Here is a 14,797-nt window from a genome sequence, read left to right on the forward strand (position 1 = left end):
GACCACGCGCTTATCCTGTTACCCGAAGTCATGGGGCGACTGCGATACGTGCCTTGGGGGGCCGGATGGACAAGACCCGAAGACTCACGTGGCTGCTGACGTCGAGCGCCGCCTCGCACCTCGGCGACGGCATCGGCAAGGTGGCCCTGCCCCTGCTGGCGACGACGCTGACCCACGATCCCGTGCTGATCGCCGGGCTGTCCGCCACCCAGTTCCTGCCGTGGCTGCTGTTCGCCGCCGTCGCCGGCGCGCTAGTCGACCGGATCGACCGGCGGCGCGCGATGATCGTCGCGAACACCGCCCGCGCCGTCGCGGTCGGCACCCTCGCCGTGCTCGTCGCCACCGGCGGGATGACGATCTGGCTGGTCTACCTCACCGCCCTGGTCATCGGGACCGCCGAGACGATCGCGGACAGCGCGGCCAACGCCCTGATCCCGGCGGTCGTCGGCGACGGCTCGCTCGACGCGGCCAACAGCAAGCTGCAGGCGTGCGAGATCGTCGGCCAGACGTTCCTCGGCGGCCCGATCGGCAGCATGGCCTTCGCGCTCTTCGCCGCCTTCCCGTTCATCCTCAACTCCGCGGGCTTCGCGATCGCGGCCGCGGTGCTGCTCGGGCTCGCCGGCACCTACCGCGCGCGGGGCGAAGTCCGCGAGCCCACCCGGCTGCGCACCGAGCTGGCCGACGGCCTGCGCTGGCTGCGCGGGAACGCGCTGCTCCTGCGGCTGGTCGTCATCGCCGGGCTGCTCAGCCTGGTCAGCGAGCTCGCGCAGGCACAGCTCGTGCTGTACGCGCTCGACGACCTCCACCTGTCTGACGCGGCGTTCGGGTTCTTCGCGTTCGTCGGCGGGATCGGCGGCCTGCTGGGCGCGGGCGTCGCGCCGCGGCTCGTGCGCGCGGCCGGGCGGCGCGCGGTCGTCGTCGGCGGGATCCTCGGCTGCGGTGCCGGGTTCGGCGGGATGGGCCTGGTCCGCTCGCCGGTCGCGGGCGCCGCCCTGTTCGGCCTGTTCGCGGCCGCGGTGGTCGCGGTGAACGTCGTGCTCGCGACCGCGCGGCACACGCTGGTGCCCGGCGAGCTGCTCGGCCGGGTGCTCGGGGTGTGGCGCACGGTCGTCTGGGGCGCGATCCCGCTCGGCGCACTGCTCGGCGGGGTCCTGACCGAGGCGCTCGGCACGGCGGCGCGGACGTTCGCCGCGTCCGGACTGGTGATGCTGGTGATCGCCGCGTTCGCGTCGGTCGCGCTGCGGCGCACCCCGCTCGATGACGAATCGGACTCAGCCGTGGCACTACAGCACCAGGATCCGGGTTTGTGAGCTGAAATGTCTCAGCACCCAGGTGGTGGGAGGCGGCTATGCACACCGTGGACCACGGCACCGGCACCGACGCCGGGCCCGACTTCGACGAGCCTCCGGGCGAGGCGGAGGAAGTCAAGCCGGCTCCGCCGCCATCACGCCGGCTGCTGGTGCTGTGCGCGGTCGCCGGGTTCGTGCTGGGCGGGGGCGTGCTCGGCCTGTTGTGGGGCCTGTCCGGCGTGCACGCGGGCGCGCTCGACGACGCGCTGGCCGCGTGCCAGGCCCTCGACCGCGTCGGCGAGCTGCCGGACACGAGCCGGGACGCGCAGCCGTCGCTGACGCCCGGCCTCACGCCCGAACGGCTGCACCGGATGACGGCGGCGCGCGAGCTGTCCGCGGCCGCCGCCCAGGTCAACGCGAACTACCAGCCGCTGGCCGACCACATCGACGGAGTCAGCCGCATGGTGCTCAGCCTGCACTTCAACGACATCTCCGGCCAGCGGCACCTGGTGCAGGCTCAGGAAATCTGCGCCCGGATCTGATGAGTCAGGACGTGTGGACCGTCTTCACCGAAAGCTGGTTGCCCGGGATCTTGGTGCTGGCGCAGCCCGTGCCCGTCGACGGCACGAAGTTCGACGCCGTCTCCTGCGGCAGGTAGATGCGCAGGCCCTTCACCGCCGTCGGCTGGCAGGTGCCCGGGTCGAAGTTCTGCACGTTGACGAACTGGATGTCGGCGACCGCGGTCTGGCCCGGGTTCAGCTTGACCGCGTTGCCCTTGGTGCCTTCGCGGAACGCGTCCTTGCCGACCTGGTGCCCGTCGTTGCCCGCCACGTAGGAGACGCCGGGGAAGCCCTGGATCTCGCACGGCTTGGAGCTGGAGTTCTTGATGAGCAGCGGCCGGTACACCGAGCCCGCGCCGGCGTCGCCCTGGCCGAGCGACAGCGTGACGTCGCCGGCCTTGCAGAGGCCGTTGTCCGCGGGCTGGGCGGTCGGCGACGTGGCCGGCGTCGAGCTGCTCGGGCTCGACGCGGCCGTGGTGGCGGTCGTCGAGGTGGGCGACGCCGTGGTCGACGGCGTCGAGCTGCTCGCCGCGTTCGTGGTCCCGCCGCTCCCGCAGGCGGAAAGCGCGAGAACGCCGGCCGAAGCCGCGACGATCGGGAACAGCCGTGAAAGCTTCGTCCGAACCATGTCAATCGCCTCCCTGGTGTGGTGCTACTGGGTAGACGTACGGATCTGCGGCAGGTTGGTTCGACCCGTTAATTCCCCACTAAACGTGTCTCAAACGTGACGGGATCACACTTTCGTGACGATCAGAGCGGCGTGTCAACCCAGGTGAGGCAGTGCCACCGGCCTTCCGGACGGGCGTCCAGCTCGACCAGGCCGGTGTTCGGGATCAACGCCGCGTTCGCGGTGTCGGCGTGGACGTTCGGCGCCAGCCACTCGGCGGACAGCCGGATCGCGCCACCGTGGCTGACCAGCGCGATCACGCCGTCCGGGTCGGCCTGCTCGTGCTTGGCGCGCAGCCGGCCGACGGCGTCGAGCATCCGGGTGCGCACGCTCGTGCCGCTCTCGCCGCCGGGCAGCGACGGCGTCAGCTCACCGAGCGTCCACCGCCGCACCACCGCCATGTACGTCCGGATCGACTCGTGGTCGGTCGCCCCTTCCAGATCACCCGCGACGACCTCGTGGACGCCGTCGACGACCTGGACGTCGAGGGAGAACCGCGCGGCGAGCGGCGCCGCCGTCTGCTGGGCGCGGGTCGCCCGCGACGCGTAGACCCCGACGATCGGCTCCCCTTCCAGCCGGAACGCGAGGTCCTCGGCCTGCGTGCGGCCGAGTTCCGTGAGCGGCGGGCCGGGCAGCGCGGTGTCGAGCGCGCCGCGGACGTTCCCTTCGGTCTGGCCGTGGCGGATGAGCAGCAGCCTCACGCCTGGTCCCCCTTGCGGACCGCGTCGGCCCACACGGCGGCGTCAACGAAGTCTTCATTGCCGTAGCCGGGCTCGATCGTGGTGCGCGTGCCGTCGGCCCGCGGGTGCGAGCCGAGGAACCGCAGGTTGCGGCAGTGCCGGCGCAACGCCGTCAGCGCGTCGAGGATCCGCGGCTCGGCCACGTGCCCCTCGAAGTCGATGAAGAAGCGGTATTCGCCGAAGTTGCTGCGCGTCGGGCGGGCGTCGAGCCGGGTGAGGTTGATCCCGCGGTCGGCCAGCGCGGTGAGCAGCTCGGCGAGCGTGCCGGTGCGGTTCACGGCCGCCGCGACCACCGACGTCCGGTCGGCACCCGTCGGCTCCGGCAGCTCACCCGGCGGCCGGACCAGCAGGAACCGCGTCGCCGCGTCGCTGACGTCGGCGACCTCGGTGGCCAGCACCTCGAGGTCGTAGTGCTCGACGGCGACCGGCGCGCACACCGCGGCGTCGAACTGGCCCTCCAGCACGCCGACCGCGGCCGCCGACGTCGACGACGACGCCACCGGGTTCGCGTCCGGCAGGTTCGCCTCCAGCCACTCGCGGACCTGCGCGAGCGCGTGCGGGTGGCTGGCGACGGTCTTGATGTCGCCCCCGCCGCGGCGGGTCAGCACGCTGAAGTGGATGGGCAGGATGGCTTCGGCGACGGCGACCAGCGGGGTCGACTCGCTGAACGCGTCGAGTGTCGTGGGCACCACGCCCTCGACCGAGTTCTCGATGGGGACGCACGCGGCGTCGGCCTCGCCCTCGCGGACGGCCGTCATCGCCAGCCGGACGGTCTCGACCGGAAACAGCTCTTCGCCGCCGGCGAGGACCCGCGCGGCCTGTTCGGTGAAGGTCCCCTGGGGGCCGAAGTATGCGATCCGTGACACATCCCCAGGCTACGGGGGTGGCGACTTTCACTCGGACAGCCGGTACCAGAACCGGTTACGCCCGGTGGCATTTTTTGCGATGCTAGGGACGTGACCGCCGACTCGGGCACGCACACCGGCCGTGAGGGCACGCACCCGCCGGTCTCCCCTCGCACACCGGAGCTGGTGCTGTGCGCCGTCGATGAACCACTCGCCACCGCTTGGGCCGCCGCCGCCAAGGAGCTGACGGGCCGGGTCCGGGTGCACCGCGGGTCGGTCCTCGACGTCGTCGCCCAGGCCGTCGTCAGCCCGGCCAACTCCTACGGCTGGATGCGCGGCGGCATCGACGCCGTCTACGCGCGGGCGTTCCCCGGGGTCGAACAAAGCGTCCGCAGCGCCGTTTTGGCCTGTCACGGCGGTGAGCTGCCCATCGGCGACGCCGTGATCGTCCCCACCGGCGAGGCCGAGCCGGCGTGGCTGATCAGCGCGCCGACCATGCGCGAGCCCGGCGAGCGGCTGCCCGCCGACACCGTGCACCCCTACCTCGCGGCGCGCGCGGTGTTCCTCCAGTGGCGCGACGGCCGGCTCGACCACGGGCCGGTCCGGGAGTCCGTCGACACGATCGCGATGCCGGGGCTCGGCACCGGTGTCGGCGGCGTCGACCCGGCGACGTGCGCGCGTCAGGTCGCGGCGGCGTGGGACGAGGTTTTCCGTCACGCGCGGTGATCAACCCCAACCCGGGGTGGACTACATCACAGCGCGTTCACCGGCCGTAAGCCCTACCGTTGAACACGCAGGTGAAACGTCCGCCAGTGCAGGCGACGGCCGGAGGAGTGTGCGATGACCCGGGTCCGCGAACTCAGCCCGTATGTCGAGCTGCACCGGGAACAATGGAAAGAACTGCGAAGTTCGACGCCGTTGCCGCTGACCGCGGCGGAGCTGCTGCGGCTGCGCGGGCTCGGCGAGCAGGTCGACCTGGCCGAGGTCGCCGACGTCTACCTGCCACTCTCCCGCCTGATCAACCTGCAGGTCGCCGCGCGCCAGCGGCTCTACGAAGCGACCACGACGTTCCTCGGTGACGACTCCCGCGGCACGAAGGTCCCGTTCGTGATCGGCATCGCCGGGAGCGTGGCGGTCGGCAAGTCGACCACCGCCCGCATCCTGCGCACGCTGCTCGCCCGCTGGCCGGACCACCCCCGCGTCGACCTGGTCACCACCGACGGCTTCCTGTACCCGCGCGCCGAGCTGATGCGACGCGGGATCATGCACCGCAAGGGCTTCCCGGAGAGCTACGACCGCCGCGCGCTGCTGCGGTTCGTCACCGAGGTGAAGTCGGGGGCCGAGCGCGTCGCGGCGCCGGTGTACTCGCACCTGGCCTACGACATCCTGCCGGGCCAGGAGCAGGTCGTGCAGCAGCCGGACATCCTCATCGTCGAAGGCCTGAACGTGCTGCAGCCGGGCCCGCGGCTGATGGTGTCCGACCTCTTCGACTTCTCGATCTACGTCGACGCGCACACCGACGACATCCAGCGCTGGTACATCGAGCGGTTCCTCGAGCTGCGGCACACGGCGTTCGCCGACCCGGCGTCGCACTTCCACCACTTCGCCGGCCTGCCCGACGACGAGGCCCGCGCCGAGGCGCGGCACCTGTGGCGCTCGATCAACGAGCCGAACCTGATGGAGAACATCAAGCCGACCCGGCCGCGGGCGACGCTGGTGCTGCGCAAGGACTGCGACCACGCCATCAACCGGGTGCGCCTGCGCAAGCTCTGACCCCGTCACGCACCCCGTCACCCACACGCCGCGCATTCGCACGCTGAGCGAATGCGCGGCCACGATTCGTTGCGGTCCGGCGACTCTCCGCGCCGGAAACCGGCCGATCGGCCGAGGCGGGCCGGTCAGCCGTAACCGGTTGGCCGATACCGGGCGCCGCCTGCGAAAGCGACCCTGAAGAAGTCAGGAAAACGGCTCTGAGCTGGGGAGGAGGCCCACGATGTTCACGATGATCCTCACGTGGGTCGGTGCGGTGCTGGGTCTGGCCCTGCTGATCGCGATGGCCGCCGGCACGTTCGTCGTCGACTTCGACGACCGGCTGCAGGAACGGCGGCGCAAAGCAAAGGCCGCCGAACCGGCGGGCCCGCTCCCCTAGCCGTCAGAGTTCCGCCAGCGCCTCGACGTAGGCGTCGGCGTCGTATTCGAGCGTTTCCGAGTCCACCAGGCTGCCTTCCAGCGCGTCGATCAGCTGCTCGAAGATCTCGTCGCGATCGAGTTCGCCCTCCTGCAGGCGCTGCACGGCCTGCCAGGCCTCGGCGGGCTCGTCGTCCCACAGCTGGTCGACGATCGTCGCGCGCAGCACCAGCCGCTGCTCTTCCTCGTCCTCGTCGGCCTCGGCGATGACCAGCGCCCGGCGCTGCTCGGGTTCGGTGGGGTCGAGGTCGACCTCCTCGTCCTCGATCTCCGTGGTGAGCGACGGCACCGCGAACATCCGGCGTTCCAGCGCGTCCGCCAGCTCGGTCGGCGACAGCTCGCCGACGTCGCCGAAGTAGCGCTCCAACGGGGAGTCGTCCTCGTCGGCGTACTCGCTCAGGTAGTCGGCGACGGCCTCGTCGAGCGCGGCGATCGCGGTCTCGGTCAGCCCGGCCCGCTCCGCCGTCCACTGCACCCAGGCCAGCACGACGGGCTCGACCGCGTCCTCGTGGTCGGCGTCGAGCTCGAACTCCTCGCCGAGCAGGCCCTCGAGGAACCGCGCGATCTTCTCCGGCCCGACGCGCAGCGGGTTCGCGGGATCGGTGGCCAGGCCGTGCTCCAGCAGCAGGCGCCCGATCGCACGGGCGGCGTCGGCGTCTTCACCGCTCGCCGCGACGAACTGCTCGACGACGGCGGCCCGCTCGGTCTCGGACCACTCGGCGACCTCGGGGACGAGCGCGGGCTCGGGCAGCGCGCGGGACCACGTCAGCGCGACCGCGTGGAAGCGCGCGTAGTCCTCGCTGACGTCGGCGTCGTCGAGGTGGTCGGTGGCGTCGAGGCCGTCCGCGAGCAGGCGGTGCGCCTCGGCGGGGTCGACGGCTTCGGCCACGACCAGCTCCGGGTCGGCGTCGGCCTGCGCCCGCATTTCGGCGAGGACCTCGCCGGGCTGCTCGATCACGACGAGGTCCCGCACCCGGCCGCCCTCGGTGAAGTCGAGCAGCGCGAGGAGGCCGTGCGCCTGGTCGCCGTGGGTGAAGACGCAGAGCAGCGACGACTCGTCGCCGTAGACGTCGCCGGTGCGCCAGCACTCGCCGGCGGTGGCCTGGCCCAGCTCTGCGGCCCAGGGCGGCATGGGGATGCCGCGGCCGAGGACGACCTGCAGGCCGTCTTCGGCGGCCTTGCGCTCGACGTCGGTCTCCGCGACGACCCGCAGCGCGGCCAGCAGCGCCGCGGCACCCGGCGTGATCTTGCGCTGCGCGAAGGCGATCAGCTCGAGGCCGAGGGGTTCTTCGCCCGCTTCGAGGGGCACGTCGTGGAACTGGCCGAGGACCTCGGAGGCGAGCAGCTCGACGTCGACCGGCGCGGGGTCGGCGCCGAGCGCCGAAAAGTCGTTCAGGACGTCCTTGAAAAGGCCGGTCACGCTGTGGGTGACGGGCTGCGGTGCCTTCTTGCGGGCGCGACTCACCGGGCTCATGCCCTCATGCTTTCAGAGCTGGTCGCGGTGGCCCTGGCGCGGGTCCCGCCGCGTGCTCGACGGGGAGGCGCCGAGCCGGACGGCGGAACAGGGCCACCGCGACATCGCTGGCCAGAGGGCGTCACCGCCTTGGCGGGCCTTCGATGCCCCGGTGCACGTGTATCACCGGTTCACCTCGGTCAACGAGGTGCGCGCGAGGAAGATACGGCTTTGGGCAAGGCGATCCGCGCGGTCCGGATTTCCGTGATCAGGCGGGTTTTCCGGCGGTGGGTTTCCACCAGCGTCGCGACGTAGGCGGTGAATTCGTCCGGCGTTTCGGCGCGCTTGTGCAAGGTGCGCAACAGCTTCAGCCGACGCGCCGCCTCGCGGTAGGCCTGCGGGTCCTTGCGCTCGATGAGCTCCTCGACGTGCTCGCGGAAGACCGGGATCGTCTCGGCCGGGTGCTCCGCGGCGCGCTGCTCGGCCAGCTCGAGCTTCAGCTCCGGCGACGCCCCGAACCGCACGCAGGCGCGCCAGGCCTCGTCGGGACGGCCGTCGTCGAGCAGCACGCGGGCCAGCTCGTCGGCCTGCGCGACGTCCTCGGCGGCCAGCTCGCGCAGGCGGGCCAGCGCGGCCCGGCGCTGCGTCGCCCACTTCCCGTCGGCGATCGCGGCTTCGCGCAGCACGGCGAACGTCTCGCGGTCCGGCTTGGCGTCGAACTCCCTGCGGCGGCGGGCCGTTTCGTCGTCCGGCACCGGCTCGGGCACGTGCCCGTTCTTGTCGTGGGTGAGCGCGCGGGCGGCGTGCGCGATGGCCTCGCTGTGCCGCCCGGCGGCCCGCAGGACCCGGACGATCTTGAGGCTGACGTCGCGCCGCGGCGGCTTGGCGGACAGGATCGCGACCAGCTCGTCGACGTCGCCGAGCACCTCGGCCAGCTGTTCCCGCAGCAGTTCGGCGACGTCCCGGCGGTGGCCCGGCCCGCTCGCCGTCAGCACATCGTCCACAGTGGACTTGATCCGGCGCAGGCCGGGCTCGCCCAGCGCCGTCGCGAAGTCGGCGAGGTCGATCGACGGACGGCCCGGGCCGTCGAACTCGACCTCGAGGATCCAGTCGGCCAGCTTTTCCGGGTCCGGCGGCCGGGCGGCGCACGCGCGGGCGTACAGCTCGACGGCGCGGTCCAGCCGGTCGCCGAGGTCGCCGATGTGGTCGCCGGACTGCTCGAGCACCTCGCTGATGTCGTCGACCGTGCGGCGGGCGAGCGGCGCCAGGTCGGCGCGGCTGCCGGCGTCGAGCATCCGCTGCAGCGTGTCAAGGACCGCGCCGACTTTCGCGGTGTATTCGCCGTTCCCGTCGGTGACCGCGGTGTCGAGCAGCCGGTGCGCCTCGCTGACGTCACCGGATTGGGTGGCGGCGCGCAGTTCGAGCGAATGCCGCAACTCAGGGTCACGCTCGGCTTGGGCATGCAGCAGGTCCGCCAGCGTCTCCGCGTCCAAAGTGCGCAGGTAGGGGCGAAGATCCGAGGGGGGACTCACGCGGACCAGTCTGCCCGAGCCCGGCAAGCGCGCGTGTGGGCCAACCGCGTGCTCTTTTCGGCGTAGTCCGTGACGGTGCGTGAGGCCTTCATGAGCGCCGCAAGTCGTCGAGCACGGCTTTCCTCGGCCCGGGTTCCGGCGCGCGCGGCCGTCGTGACCGTGCGTGCCGGGGACGCGGGATCGCCGCCTGGATCGTCGGGACCATGATCGGGACGACCGGCACAGGCACCCGCGCGACGAGCCGGCGCACCACGACGAGCAGCAGCCCGGCACACAGCAGCAAGGCCGCGCTCGCGGCGATCGCCCCGGCGAGCGTCCGGCGGCCGTCGTCGAGGGTGAGCTGGACGGCGTACTGGCTCTGCTGCGAGTAAAGGAGCCCGAGCTGCTGCGAGACGGTGTAGGCGGCGCTGCGCCACGTGGACTCGGGGACGGGCAACGGCTCGGCGGCCGCGAGCGCGTCTTCGGCGGCGGCGAGCCTGCTCCAATCGGCGCTACGCGTGAGCGATTCGTACGCGATACGGCCACTTTCGGTGAGCTGCGGCGCGAGCCGGTCCAGTTCGGCCCGGTAGGCGGCCACGGCTTCGGCGAACGGCCGCCGCGTCACGCCGTCGATCCCCGCCAGTGCGAGGGAATCGGAGCGATCCATGCCTTCGGCGACGGAAAGCAGCTCGACGGCGGTGGTCTGCTGGCAGGCGGATTCGGCGTCGGGCGCGCGGCGGGCGTAGTCGCGCAGGCCGGCGATGGCGACGTCGATCCGCTGGGTGAAATTCGCGTACGCGGCAGTTCGTTCGTCGGGTGCGGACATGGCCGCACTGCGCTGGCCCTGCAGGGAAACGACGGCCCGCGCGGTCCGCTCGGCGGCCTCCGCCGTGTCCATCGCGCTGTCGCGCGTCCGATCCGCTTGGTGGACCAGGAAGAACGCGATCACGACGGCCACGACGACGAGGGCACCACCGGGCACGAACGCGATGCACAGCATGCGGCCGCGGACGGATCGCAGGTACTTCAAGGCGTGCCTTTCCTTGCTTCAAGCCCCGCAAGCATCCCGACGGTGGTCAACCTATTGAGTGAGAGATTCACCGGTCAACGGCGGTCCGCCATACGGCCGTTAGCGCACCGTGACGGTCGAGGACAATCGCCGGGTGACTTTCGACGACGTGACCCAGCGCCTCCGCGGTTTCGCGGCGGCCCGAGCCTGGGAGCCGTACCACACCCCGAAGAACCTCGTCATGGCGTTGTCCGGCGAAGTCGGCGAGCTGACGTCGCTGTTCCAGTGGCTGACCCCGGAGGAGTCCGACGCGTGGCGCGAAGACCCGGAGCTGGCGGCGAACGTCCTGGACGAGATGGCCGACGTCACGCTGTATTTGCTCCAGTTGGCGGACCGCCTCGGCGTCGACCTGGCCGCCGCGGCCCACGCGAAGATCGACCGCAACGAGGTCCGCTTCCCGCCGCCGGATCAGAGCAACGCGACGACGTCGGCGTAAGCCTGCGCGATCGTCGACTTCCCGATCCCGGTCGGGCCGTTCAGGTGGATCAGTCGTGACACCCGTCCGACCGTACCGAAATCGCGGTCAGCCCCAGAAGATCCCGTTCGGGTTGCGGTCGATCTCCGCGAGCAACGGCGTCGGCGTGCTCGCGACGGGCGCGTCCTCGTAGGACAGCCAGCGGCCGTTGCGGTCCGCCCAGCGCACCGACCAGACCCCGAACTCGTCGAAGGTCAGCTGCGCGATCTTCTGTTCGGTCCACTCGGGCCCGGCCTGCGGTGACCAGGGAGCGCGCCGCTCGACGATCGTCACCGCGCGGCCCCGCGTCCGGCATTCGACGCGAATCCGGTCGTGGAGGTCCTCGGGGACGCGGTGCGCGCACCACCGCTCGATCTGGCGGAGCGCGAGTTCCGGAATTCCTGCCATGGTCCCAGTGAACCGGGCGGGGCCGACCACCCGGACACCCGGGTCGGCTCCGCGCCGGCCGCCAGTAGCCTCACCGGCATGATTACGGCCGACGAACTGCTCGGCAGGCTCGCCGCCCTCGACCGGGAAGGCCTGGCGAAAGTGCTGGCCCACCGGCCGGACGTGCTGCGGGAACCGTGGCCGCGGCGGCTCGACGTCGTCGCGGCGCGGCTCGCGTCCGCCGAGTCGCTCAACGACGCTGTGCTCGGGTTGTCGCTGCCGCAGGTGCAGGTCTTGGCCGCCGTCCAGCTGTGTCACGCGCTCGGGCAGCGGCCGGCGCCGGTCGGCGAAGTCGTGCGGCTGCTCGGCACGACGCCCGGGACCGTCGCGTCCGTTGTGGATGATCTGGCCGAGCGGGCCCTGCTGTGGCGTGACGTCGACGACATCGCGCTCCCCGACCTCCTGGACCGGCGGACCTTCGACGCCGAAGGTCTCGGCCGGCCGCTCGCGGACCTGCTCGACGAGGTGGGCCGGACCCGCTTGGCCCACCTGTCCCGGAATCTCGGGCTCCCCGAGGGCCGCCAGGAGCTTCTGCGCTTCTTTCGCGACGGCGACCGCGTGCGCGAGCTGTTCCGCACCGCGCCGGAGCCGACGCGGAAGCTGTTGCGGGACATGGCCGACGGCGTCCCCGAGGCCGAGGGGATGCTGCCGTTCCACACCGCGGACGGCTGGGCGTTCGACCACGGCTTCCTGTTCGGCACCTACTACGGCAGCGCGGCCATGCCGATCGAGGTGTCCCTCGCCCTGCGCGGCCCGGGCCACCAGCTGCCGTTCACGCCCGCCGAGCCCGAGTACGCCGTCGTGCGGGTGGGCGTCGAGCCGGCCGAGGCGACGTCGTCGGCTGCCGCGCTGCGGCTGCTCGACCGCCTCTCGTCCGTGCTCGACCTCGCTGCCGCCGAGCCGTTTCCGCTGCTCAAGGACGGAACGATCGGCGCCCGGCTCGTCAAGAAGGTCGCCAAGGACACCGGCGCGACACCCGCGGAAATCGAGCTGGCCATCGACTTCGCGGCCCAGACCGGGCTGCTGCTGGCCGACGAACCGCCGGTGCCGCGCCGCGGCCAGAAGGCGCTGCCGCCCACGCTCGCGCCGGACCCCGACCTGGCTCGCCCCGGGGCGGCGCTGCTCTACCGCCTGGTGCTGACGACCTGGTGGGACCCGGCGCCGCTGGAGCACGACGCCGACGTCGGCGCGCTGGTGCGACGCCTGGTCGTGCGGCTGCTGGCCCGGCTCGAACCGGGCACGGCGATCGCCGACGCCGACGCGTTGACCCGCCTCGCCGCGTGGCACGCGCCGACGCTGCCGACCGACGACTTCGCCGGGCACGTCCGGGATGCGCTGGACTCGGCGGAGCTGCTCGGCGTCGTCGCGCACGGCGCGGTCACCGCGGCCGGCCGTGCCCTGCTCGACAACGACAGGCTCGTCGAAGTCACCGACGAGCTGGTCGCCCGCGCGCGGACGACCGCGTTGTTCGGCACCGACCTCACCGCGATCGTGCCCGGGTCGCCGGACGCGCGGCTCGCCGCATCCCTCGACCGCGTCGCCGACCGCGAAGCCCAGGGCACCGCGACCAGCTGGCGGTTCTCCCCCGCGACCGTCCGGCGGGCGTTCGACCAGGGCGCGACCGCCGCCGAACTGCTCGACGAGCTGGGCGCGATCGCCGCGGGCGAACTGCCGCAACCGCTGGTGTATCTGGTCAACGACGTCGCGCGGCGCCATGGTGAGGCGCAGGTGCTCGACGTCGCGAGCGTCGTCGTCGGCGAACCCGCGATGCTCGCCGAGCTCGCCGCGCACCGCAAGCTCGCGAAACTCGGCCTGCGCGCGGTCGCACCGACCGTGCTGACGTCCACTGTGGACGCTTCCGGCACGCTCGACGCGTTGCGCGAGGCCGGTTACGCACCGACCGAGCACACCGCCGACGGCAGCATCGTGCTGCCGGCCCGCGAACTCGCCGAGCCGAAGGTCACCTTCCGCGACCCCGAACCCGGCGAGCTGGCACCCGATCCCCTCGACCACGCCGAACGGCTGCTCGCGGCGCCCGCGAGCGGCCCGAGCCTGCTGCGCGGGCAGCTCGCGCGGGCGATGAGCGACCGCTACGCCGGCCGTCTCACCCCGAAGCAGCAGCAACTCTGCTGGCAGCTCGAAGCCGGGATCCCGGCCGACGTCGTCTACCAGACCGACGACGGTCCCACCGAGCTCGTGATCGCCTACCCGGAGCTCGACGGCGACGTCCTGGACGTCTGGTCGCTCGGCGACCACGCGTACCGGCGGCTCGAGCTGGCGCGGATCGACCTCGGTCAGGCTTCGACGCCGGTGAGCCGCGCGTAGACCACGACGTTGTCGAGGTAGTTGCCGCTCGACCGGTCGAACGCCCCGCCGCAGGTGATGAGCCGCAGCTCGGGGTCGGCCGTGTCGCCGTAGACCTCGTCGGTCGGGAACTGCGCCTTGGCGTAGCGGTCGACGCGGTAGACCGTGAAGACCGCCGTCCGGCCGTCGCTGCGGCCGACCCTCGCCTGCTCGCCAGGGCGCAGTTCCTTGAGCCGGGAGAAGGCGCCCGGCACGTGCTTGTAGTCGACGTGCGCGGCCAGCACCGCCGGGCCGAGCTCGCCGGGCGACGGCGCGCCGGTGAACCAGCCGACCGTCGTGGCGTCACCGGGGACCTCGAGGCCGCCGTCCGAGGTCAGTCCGAGATCCTTGATCCCGTCGGCCCGCACCCCGATCGCCGGGATGATCAGGAAGGCCGGCTTCGCCGCCGGGAGCCCGCCGCCGGGCGGCGTGGTGGTGGTCGACGGCGCGATCCCGACCGGCGAGGCGGACGGTGGGGCGACCTCTTCCGGCGTGCGCGCCGAGAAGGCGAGGACGAGGGCCACCACCAGGACCGACCCGAGCGCGGCGGCGACCGCCGTGACCGCCGGCCACAGGCGCGGGTGCCTCAACTCGTGCGCCGGCGCAGGTAGAGCACCATGCCGCCGGACGCCGCCGCGGCGAGCAGCGCGCCGCTCAGCACGAGGAAACCCGGGACGCCTTCGTCCGGCTCGCCGCCGCCGGTGGCCACGCCGCCGACCGGCTTCACCTTCACCTGGTTGCCCGTCGTGGGCTTCTTGGTGGATTTCGGCGCCGAGTGGGTCTTCGCCGTGGTCGCCGGTTGTTCGGAGGTCGGCGTTCGAGTGCTCTCCTGCGGCCGGTGGGGCAACGACTCGCAGGCGATTCCGTCGTGGTCGGCGTCCAGGCGGTTCGGATCGGCCGGATCCTGATCGAGAACCGCTTGCGCGTCTTCTTGGTATTGGAAGTCCGAGCAGTCTTTGTCGGCGACGAGCGGGGTCGCGAGCTGCGCGGACGCGGGAGAAACAAAGCCGACGAGAGCGAGCCCGGCAACGGCCGCGGCCGTCGTCAGGGCACGACGAAACAAGGACACCGGAAGGTCCTAATCAGTTCTGGGAGTGGGCTATCCGGCACACTCCTGGTGGTAGCCGGCCGGCAGGTGAGCACTCGTGGGTCCTGGACGCTTGAGTCCTGATGAAAGACCGTGCCCCTGTCGGTGGCTGGGAGAGTTGATCGCTGCTGGGATGTCGTGCCGC

At 72.2% G+C, this 14,797-nt stretch carries 16 protein-coding genes; 7 read left to right on the plus strand and 9 right to left on the minus strand.

Features of this window, described 5'->3' with window-relative positions; genetic code table 11:
* The first annotated feature begins 65 nt into the window (after positions 1 to 65).
* A complete protein-coding gene (locus OG738_RS10570; RefSeq protein ID WP_329053232.1) occupies positions 66 to 1,310 on the plus strand; it encodes an MFS transporter in 1,245 nt (414 codons plus the stop codon).
* Positions 1,311 to 1,348: 38 nt separating this feature from the next.
* Positions 1,349 to 1,831 (plus strand): hypothetical protein, encoded by a 483-nt coding sequence (locus OG738_RS10575; protein ID WP_329053233.1) that lies wholly within the window; start codon positions 1,349 to 1,351, stop codon positions 1,829 to 1,831.
* Positions 1,832 to 1,835: 4 nt separating this feature from the next.
* On the opposite strand, the gene OG738_RS10580 is transcribed toward OG738_RS10575, so the two are convergent.
* The 3 genes from OG738_RS10580 to pheA all read right to left on the minus strand — a co-directional run bounded on the left by OG738_RS10580 (position 1,836) and on the right by pheA (position 4,122).
* Entirely contained in the window at positions 1,836 to 2,477 is a 642-nt protein-coding gene (locus OG738_RS10580; protein WP_442875883.1) for a DUF4232 domain-containing protein, read from the minus strand.
* Positions 2,478 to 2,599: 122 nt separating this feature from the next.
* Positions 2,600 to 3,217: a histidine phosphatase family protein gene (locus OG738_RS10585; protein WP_329053235.1), complete on the minus strand. Its 618-nt coding sequence runs from the start codon at positions 3,215 to 3,217 to the stop codon at positions 2,600 to 2,602.
* On the minus strand, positions 3,214 to 4,122 hold the full coding sequence (gene pheA / locus OG738_RS10590; protein WP_329053236.1) for a prephenate dehydratase: 909 nt from the start codon (positions 4,120 to 4,122) through the stop codon (positions 3,214 to 3,216). Before pheA ends, OG738_RS10585 begins: the two co-directional genes overlap by 4 nt.
* Before the next feature lie 90 nt (positions 4,123 to 4,212).
* On the opposite strand from pheA, the gene OG738_RS10595 reads away from it, so the two are divergent.
* The 3 genes from OG738_RS10595 to OG738_RS10605 all read left to right on the plus strand — a co-directional run bounded on the left by OG738_RS10595 (position 4,213) and on the right by OG738_RS10605 (position 6,250).
* Positions 4,213 to 4,827, plus strand: coding sequence for a macro domain-containing protein (locus OG738_RS10595; protein ID WP_329053238.1), 615 nt, complete (start codon positions 4,213 to 4,215; stop codon positions 4,825 to 4,827).
* A gap of 114 nt (positions 4,828 to 4,941) precedes the next feature.
* Positions 4,942 to 5,874, plus strand: coding sequence for a type I pantothenate kinase (gene coaA, locus OG738_RS10600; protein WP_329053240.1), 933 nt, complete (start codon positions 4,942 to 4,944; stop codon positions 5,872 to 5,874).
* Positions 5,875 to 6,094: 220 nt separating this feature from the next.
* Positions 6,095 to 6,250, plus strand: coding sequence for a hypothetical protein (locus OG738_RS10605; protein WP_329053242.1), 156 nt, complete (start codon positions 6,095 to 6,097; stop codon positions 6,248 to 6,250).
* A 3-nt stretch (positions 6,251 to 6,253) separates the two neighbouring features.
* Here OG738_RS10605 and OG738_RS10610 read toward each other — a convergent pair whose 3' ends face one another.
* The 3 genes from OG738_RS10610 to OG738_RS10620 all read right to left on the minus strand — a co-directional run bounded on the left by OG738_RS10610 (position 6,254) and on the right by OG738_RS10620 (position 10,282).
* Positions 6,254 to 7,762: a hypothetical protein gene (locus OG738_RS10610; RefSeq protein WP_329053244.1), complete on the minus strand. Its 1,509-nt coding sequence runs from the start codon at positions 7,760 to 7,762 to the stop codon at positions 6,254 to 6,256.
* 179 nt (positions 7,763 to 7,941) lie between these two features.
* Positions 7,942 to 9,273 carry a DUF6880 family protein gene (locus OG738_RS10615; protein ID WP_442875884.1) on the minus strand — a complete coding sequence of 444 codons (1,332 nt, stop codon included), beginning with the start codon at positions 9,271 to 9,273 and terminating at the stop codon, positions 7,942 to 7,944.
* Between the two features lie 88 nt (positions 9,274 to 9,361).
* Positions 9,362 to 10,282, minus strand: coding sequence for a nitrate- and nitrite sensing domain-containing protein (locus tag OG738_RS10620; RefSeq protein WP_329053246.1), 921 nt, complete (start codon positions 10,280 to 10,282; stop codon positions 9,362 to 9,364).
* 133 nt (positions 10,283 to 10,415) lie between these two features.
* Here OG738_RS10620 and OG738_RS10625 point away from each other — a divergent pair, with 133 nt between their 5' ends.
* Positions 10,416 to 10,757, plus strand: a complete 342-nt coding sequence (locus tag OG738_RS10625; RefSeq protein ID WP_329053247.1) for a nucleotide pyrophosphohydrolase — start codon at positions 10,416 to 10,418, stop codon at positions 10,755 to 10,757.
* A gap of 87 nt (positions 10,758 to 10,844) precedes the next feature.
* Here OG738_RS10625 and OG738_RS10630 read toward each other — a convergent pair whose 3' ends face one another.
* On the minus strand, positions 10,845 to 11,183 hold the full coding sequence (locus OG738_RS10630; RefSeq protein ID WP_329053248.1) for a DUF3024 domain-containing protein: 339 nt from the start codon (positions 11,181 to 11,183) through the stop codon (positions 10,845 to 10,847).
* A 78-nt stretch (positions 11,184 to 11,261) separates the two neighbouring features.
* On the opposite strand from OG738_RS10630, the gene OG738_RS10635 reads away from it, so the two are divergent.
* Entirely contained in the window at positions 11,262 to 13,547 is a 2,286-nt protein-coding gene (locus OG738_RS10635; protein WP_329053250.1) for a helicase-associated domain-containing protein, read from the plus strand.
* Here OG738_RS10635 and OG738_RS10640 read toward each other — a convergent pair.
* Together OG738_RS10640 and OG738_RS10645 are read right to left on the minus strand one after the other, a co-directional pair.
* Positions 13,517 to 14,155 (minus strand): class F sortase, encoded by a 639-nt coding sequence (locus tag OG738_RS10640; protein ID WP_329053251.1) that lies wholly within the window; start codon positions 14,153 to 14,155, stop codon positions 13,517 to 13,519. The two genes, OG738_RS10635 and OG738_RS10640, sit on opposite strands and share 31 nt — an antisense overlap.
* A complete protein-coding gene (locus tag OG738_RS10645; protein ID WP_329053252.1) occupies positions 14,152 to 14,634 on the minus strand; it encodes an excalibur calcium-binding domain-containing protein in 483 nt (160 codons plus the stop codon). The genes OG738_RS10640 and OG738_RS10645 overlap by 4 nt, the downstream gene beginning before the upstream one ends.
* Positions 14,635 to 14,797: the final 163 nt, after the last annotated feature.

Origin of the sequence: Amycolatopsis sp. NBC_01488 (assembly GCF_036227105.1) — a bacterium.
Classification (GTDB): domain Bacteria; phylum Actinomycetota; class Actinomycetes; order Mycobacteriales; family Pseudonocardiaceae; genus Amycolatopsis.

Bases quoted from the DNA above. Each gene is read 5' to 3' on its own strand.
- OG738_RS10570 (WP_329053232.1), top strand. From the start codon at position 66: ATGGACAAGACCCGAAGACTCACGTGGCTGCTGACGTCGAGCGCCGCC.
- OG738_RS10575 (WP_329053233.1), top strand. From the start codon at position 1,349: ATGCACACCGTGGACCACGGCACCGGCACCGACGCCGGGCCCGACTTC.
- OG738_RS10580 (WP_442875883.1), bottom strand. From the start codon at position 2,477: ATGGTTCGGACGAAGCTTTCACGGCTGTTCCCGATCGTCGCGGCTTCG.
- coaA (WP_329053240.1), top strand. From the start codon at position 4,942: ATGACCCGGGTCCGCGAACTCAGCCCGTATGTCGAGCTGCACCGGGAA.
- OG738_RS10605 (WP_329053242.1), top strand. From the start codon at position 6,095: ATGTTCACGATGATCCTCACGTGGGTCGGTGCGGTGCTGGGTCTGGCC.
- OG738_RS10610 (WP_329053244.1), bottom strand. From the start codon at position 7,762: ATGAGCCCGGTGAGTCGCGCCCGCAAGAAGGCACCGCAGCCCGTCACC.
- OG738_RS10630 (WP_329053248.1), bottom strand. From the start codon at position 11,183: ATGGCAGGAATTCCGGAACTCGCGCTCCGCCAGATCGAGCGGTGGTGC.
- OG738_RS10635 (WP_329053250.1), top strand. From the start codon at position 11,262: ATGATTACGGCCGACGAACTGCTCGGCAGGCTCGCCGCCCTCGACCGG.